Raw genomic sequence first — 4,996 nt, forward strand, 5'->3', positions numbered from 1 at the left:
GCTCAGCCGGCCGCGCCGCCACCAGCCCCGAAGGTAGCGGAGGGGGACCTGGTGACCGCCGGGCCCGGCGTGAGCCCGCCGGTGCTTGTCTCCATCGACGAACCAAAGTATCCTGCCATCGCTCGCCGAGCGCGAGTTGAAGGTGACGTCATCCTCTCGCTGCTGGTGGACGAACGCGGCCGCGTGCAGGAAGTCAAGATCGTTCAGGGAGTGCGCTCCAAGACCGGGCTCAACGAGGCGGCGGCCGAGGCAGCGCGCACCGCCCGATTCAAACCCGCTACCAAAGAAGGTGTGCGAGTGAAGATGTGGGCCACCCTGAAGATTCCATTTCGACTCTAACCGCCTCATCCCTCCGCGGCATCCAACTCAAACCAGCCGCGGAGGAACGCATTGGAGGAACCCAATGAGCCTTTCCGACGAACAGAAGCAACACTACGAAAGCATCCTCTCCTTCGAGAAGTCCCAGATCAACGATCTCGATCAGCAGATCGAGGAAGAGCTGGCCAAGGTCAAGGATCGCCTGGCCGAGCTGCAGGCCGCGAAGAAGGCCGCGCGGCAGATGTACGATGCCGCCTGCGCCCGTCTCGGCGTGCCCAACGATCTGATGGACGAAGAGGACGACGAGGAGGAATCCGGCTTCTGATCGACCACCGGCCCTGACAGCCTGGTGACCGATCTCCACCATGCTCCGGGCCGGTCGTGCGCCTCGTATTCCGGCGCACCCTACGAGCCCCCACCCCATGCCCTGGTTCAAAAAAGACAAGAAGCCCAAGCCGGTTCGCTCGGAGCGCCCCCGGAGCACCGTGCCGGAAGGGCTGTGGAGCAAATGCGACGGCTGCCGCGAGGTGGTCTACACCAAGGAAGTCGAGCGCAACGGCCGCATCTGCCCGAAGTGCGGATTTCACTTCCGCATCGACGCCCCGGCGCGCATTCGCCTGCTCCTGGACGAGGACGAGCCGGCTCAGCTCTATCCCGACATCCGCCCCAGCGATCCGCTGCAGTTCAAGGACACCAAGAACTACTCCGACCGCCTCAAGGCCTACCAGAAGAAAACCGGCGTCCTCGACGCGGTGATCGTGGTGGAAGGCCACCTGGAAGAGCTACCGGTGGTGATGGCGGTGATGGACTATCGATTCATGGGCGGCTCCATGGGCTCGGTAGTGGGCGAGAAGGTCACGCTGGCGGCAGAGCGGGCGCTGGAGCAGCGATGCCCGCTGATCATCGTTTCCGCCTCCGGCGGCGCCCGCATGCAAGAGGGTGTTCTCTCGCTGATGCAGATGGCGAAGATCTCCACCGCCCTGGCGGAGCTGCGGGAAGCTCGGCTGCCCTACATCTCGGTGCTCACCGACCCCACCACCGGCGGCGTCACCGCCTCCTTCGCCATGGTCGGCGACCTCAACATCGCCGAGCCCGGCGCCCTCATCGGCTTTGCCGGTCCGCGGGTGATCGAGCAGACCATCCGCCAGAGCTTGCCGGAGGGCTTCCAGCGCAGCGAATTCCTCCTCGAGCACGGCTTCCTCGACATGGTCGTGCCGCGCAACGAGCTCAAGGCCACCCTCGGCCGCTGCCTGCGCCATTTCACCTGAGCGGCCCCTGCCCCGAGCGCAGCCCCAACGCTGAAGCTCGCCCCACCGCCCAGCTCCTCACCATGCGCCTCGACAGCCTGCCCATGTTCGGCATGCGTCTGGGGCTGGACGCCACCCGCGAGGTACTGGCGGACTTCGGCGATCCCCACCGCGACCTGCCCACGGTGTTGGTCGCCGGCACCAACGGCAAAGGTTCGACGGCAGCTCTGCTGGCCTCCATGGCCGGCGCCGCCGGCTATCGGGTCGGGCTCTACACCTCGCCGCACCTGGAGAGCGTCCGCGAACGCTTGCGCATCGACGGCCATGCCATCGCCCTGGCGGAGCTGGAGGCATTGTGCGACGAGACCATCGAGGCCGGTGAAGCGTGCCTCGGCCACCCGCCTTCCTACTTCGAGACCCTGACCATTGCGGCTCTGCGCTGGTTCGCCCGGGAGAAGGTCGACCTGGCAGTGCTGGAGGTCGGGCTGGGAGGGCGCCTGGACGCTACCAACGTCGCGTTTCCCGAGCTTTCCGTGATCACCGAGATCGGCCTCGACCACCAGGAGCATCTGGGCGCCACCCTGGATGCCATCGCCCGGGAGAAAGCGGGCATCCTGCGCCCCGGCAAGCCGGCCCTCGCCTGGGTCTCCGCCACCGAGGCCCGCCGAACGCTAGAGGCGGAGGCGAGGGATCTCGGCGCTCCCCTGGAAGCCGCCGACGACGAGGTGGAGATCCGGCAACGAAGGCCGGCGGGATGGCACGGCCAGGAAATCGAGCTGAGAACGCCAGCCGCCGAGTACCGGCTGAGGCTGGCCCTCCCCGGAGCGCACCAAAGCCGCAATCTAGGCCTGGCGGTGCGAGCCGCCGAGTACCTGCGAGAACTCGGATGGCAGCGCCTCGACGCCGAAGCCATCACCCAGGGCACCGCCGCCTGCCGGTGGCCGGGGCGGCTGGAGACGGTGGAGTTGGGCGAGTCCGGGCCAACGGATGGCCCAGGGCTACCGGAGAGAGTCGTACTGGAAGCGGCCCACAACGCCGACGGCGCCGCCGCGCTGGTGGACTTTCTGAAGGAATTGGGGGAGCCGGTGGACCTGCTCTTCGGCGCCCTGGAGGACAAGGCCCCGGAGACCTTCCTGGCCCCTCTGGCCAAGCTCAGCCGCAAGATCGTCCTCAGCCGGCCGCCGGCGGGCCGCGGCCGCGATGCCGACGAGCTGGCCCGCAGCTTGCCGGGGGATCTACTGGAGGAGCTACGAAGAGAGGGCCGTCTGGTGGTGGAAAACGACGCCGAAGCGGCCTTGGATCAGGCCCTGGCCCATGCCGCCTCCCCAACACTTCTGGTGACGGGATCCATCTACCTCAGCGGGCGCATCCGCGAGCTCTTGCGCCAACGAACCGGCAAGCCCCCGGCGGCCGCAGACCTACACCTCGGCGGCGGCCAAACCTAACCGCCCTCATAGCCAGAAGACGGTAGCAGCCCTCAAACCATCGGCGAGTAGAGCGGGAAGCGCTCGGTGAGCTCCGCCACCTGCTGGCGGATGGAGCGCTGGATCTCTTCGCTCTCCGGCTCGGCGAGGATCTCCGAGATCCAGCCCGCCAGGATGTCCATCTCCGCCGGGCCCATGCCTCGGGTGGTCACCGCCGGGGTGCCCAGGCGGATGCCCGAGGCCACCAGGGGCGGATTCGTGTCGTAGGGGATGGTGTTCTTATTCGCCGTGATCCCCGCAGCCTCCAAGGACTTCTCCGCCACCTTGCCGGTGGTGCCCGCCGCTGCTACGTCGAGGAGAAAGACATGGTTGTCGGTGCCGCCGGAGACGATGCGGTGGCCGAGCTCCGTGAGCTTCTCCGCCAGCCGCCGGGAGTTGGCCACTACCCGGGTCTGATAGTTGCGGAAGTCCTCTCCCAAGGCCGCCTTGAAGGCCACCGCCTTGGCCGCCACCACGTGCATCAGGGGACCGCCCTGGATACCAGGAAAGAGGGCGCGGTCGATCTTCTTCTTATGTTCCTGGCGGCACAGGATCAAGCCTCCCCGGGGCCCCCTCAGCGTCTTGTGGGTGGTGGTGGTGACGAAGTCGCAATGGGGCACCGGCGACGGGTGCAGCCCCGCCGCCACCAGTCCGGCGATGTGAGCGATATCCGCCATCAAAAGCGACCCCGAACGGTCGGCGATCTGGCGAAAGCGCTCGAAGTCGATGATCCGGCTATAGGCGCTGGCACCGGCGATGATGAGCTTCGGCCGGTGCTCCATGGCCAGCCGCTCCACCTCCTCGTAGTCCAGCCGCTCGGTCTCCCGATCGACGCCGTAGTGGTGCACCTCGAAGTCGCGGCCGGAGTAGCTCAGATGGTGGCCGTGAGTGAGATGGCCGCCGCAGGAGAGGTCCATACCCAAGAGCTTGTCGCCGGGCTCGAGGACGGCAAAATACACCCCCATGTTGGCGGTGGTGCCGCTATGGGGCTGGACGTTGGCGTGATCCGCCCCGAAGAGCTCCTTGGCCCGCTGCCGAGCCAGCCGCTCGGCCTGATCGACGAACTCGCAGCCACCGTAATATCGGCGCCCGGGATAGCCCTCCGCATACTTGTTGGTCATCACACAGCCGGTGGCCGCCATCACCGCCGGGCTGGCGAAATTCTCCGAGGCGATGAGCTCCAGGCCGGTGTTCTGGCGCTGGCGCTCCGCTTCGATGGTCTCGAAGATCTCGGGATCCTCCTTCAGCAGGGCTTGGAAATCAGACATGGTGATTCAACCTCTCGATGCGAGTCTGGTCGCCGGCGATGATGAGCTTCTAGGGCAGTGGATACGGGTGGGGAAGGTCGACTCAGCAGCCACTGACCTCGATCAGCCGCCGGTCACCGAATCCATCTTGTCGACCCGACGCTGGTGCCGCCCTCCCTCGAAGGCGGTGTCGAGAAAGACGCGTAGGATCTCTTCGGCGTACGGCTGGGCCAGCATGCGGGCCGCCAGGGTCAGGACGTTGGCGTCGTTGTGCGCCCGCGCCATGGCGCAGGCGTAGGTGTCGAAGCAGTTGGCGGCGCGGACACCGGCGAACCGGTTGGCCGCCATGGCCATGCCGATGCCGGTGCCGCAGACCAAGAGGCCGCGCTCGGCCTCCCCCGCCGCCACGGCCCGCGCGACCTGACCGGCGTAATCCGGATAGTCGGTGCTCTCGGTGGAATGGGTGCCGAGGTCCTTCACCTCGTAGCCCTGCTGCTCCAAGAACCCGCAGAGCGCTTGCTTGAGATCGAAGCCCGCGTGGTCTGCGCCAACGGCGATGATCTTCTGCCCGCTCACAGCGCTACCTCAGGACTTCTTGGACTCTTCGTCCTCGGCCTTGGCGTCATCGGCCTTGGCGTCATCGGCCTTGGCGTCATCGGCCTTGGCGTCATCGGCCTTCTTCTCGGCTTCTTCCGCCTTGGCGTCCTCCGCCGGCTTCTCT

The 4,996-nt window shown here is 66.9% G+C and carries 6 protein-coding genes; 4 read left to right on the top strand and 2 right to left on the bottom strand.

Translation table 11 applies throughout. The annotated features are described in order from the left end of the window. The 4 genes from SX243_25065 to SX243_25080 all read left to right on the top strand — a co-directional run. Positions 1-339: energy transducer TonB (locus tag SX243_25065; GenBank protein MDY7096260.1), on the top strand; the 339-nt coding region annotated here is incomplete at its 5' end. 64 nt (positions 340-403) lie between these two features. After that, positions 404-643 (top strand): hypothetical protein, encoded by a 240-nt coding sequence (locus SX243_25070; protein MDY7096261.1) that lies wholly within the window; start codon positions 404-406, stop codon positions 641-643. A 97-nt stretch (positions 644-740) separates the two neighbouring features. Then, positions 741-1,586 carry an acetyl-CoA carboxylase, carboxyltransferase subunit beta gene (gene accD / locus SX243_25075; GenBank protein ID MDY7096262.1) on the top strand — a complete coding sequence of 282 codons (846 nt, stop codon included), beginning with the start codon at positions 741-743 and terminating at the stop codon, positions 1,584-1,586. Positions 1,587-1,648: 62 nt separating this feature from the next. Beyond that, the gene (locus tag SX243_25080; GenBank protein ID MDY7096263.1) at positions 1,649-3,010 is read left to right on the top strand and encodes a Mur ligase family protein; all 1,362 of its coding nucleotides are present in this window, start codon (positions 1,649-1,651) and stop codon (positions 3,008-3,010) included. A gap of 32 nt (positions 3,011-3,042) precedes the next feature. On the opposite strand, the gene glyA is transcribed toward SX243_25080, so the two are convergent. Continuing rightward, positions 3,043-4,296, bottom strand: coding sequence for a serine hydroxymethyltransferase (gene glyA, locus SX243_25085; GenBank protein ID MDY7096264.1), 1,254 nt, complete (start codon positions 4,294-4,296; stop codon positions 3,043-3,045). 102 nt (positions 4,297-4,398) lie between these two features. Then, positions 4,399-4,851: a ribose 5-phosphate isomerase B gene (gene rpiB, locus SX243_25090; GenBank protein MDY7096265.1), complete on the bottom strand. Its 453-nt coding sequence runs from the start codon at positions 4,849-4,851 to the stop codon at positions 4,399-4,401. Between the last annotated feature and the right edge of the window lie 145 nt (positions 4,852-4,996).

The organism is Acidobacteriota bacterium (assembly GCA_034211275.1).
Taxonomy (GTDB): domain Bacteria; phylum Acidobacteriota; class Thermoanaerobaculia; order Multivoradales; family JAHZIX01; genus JAGQSE01.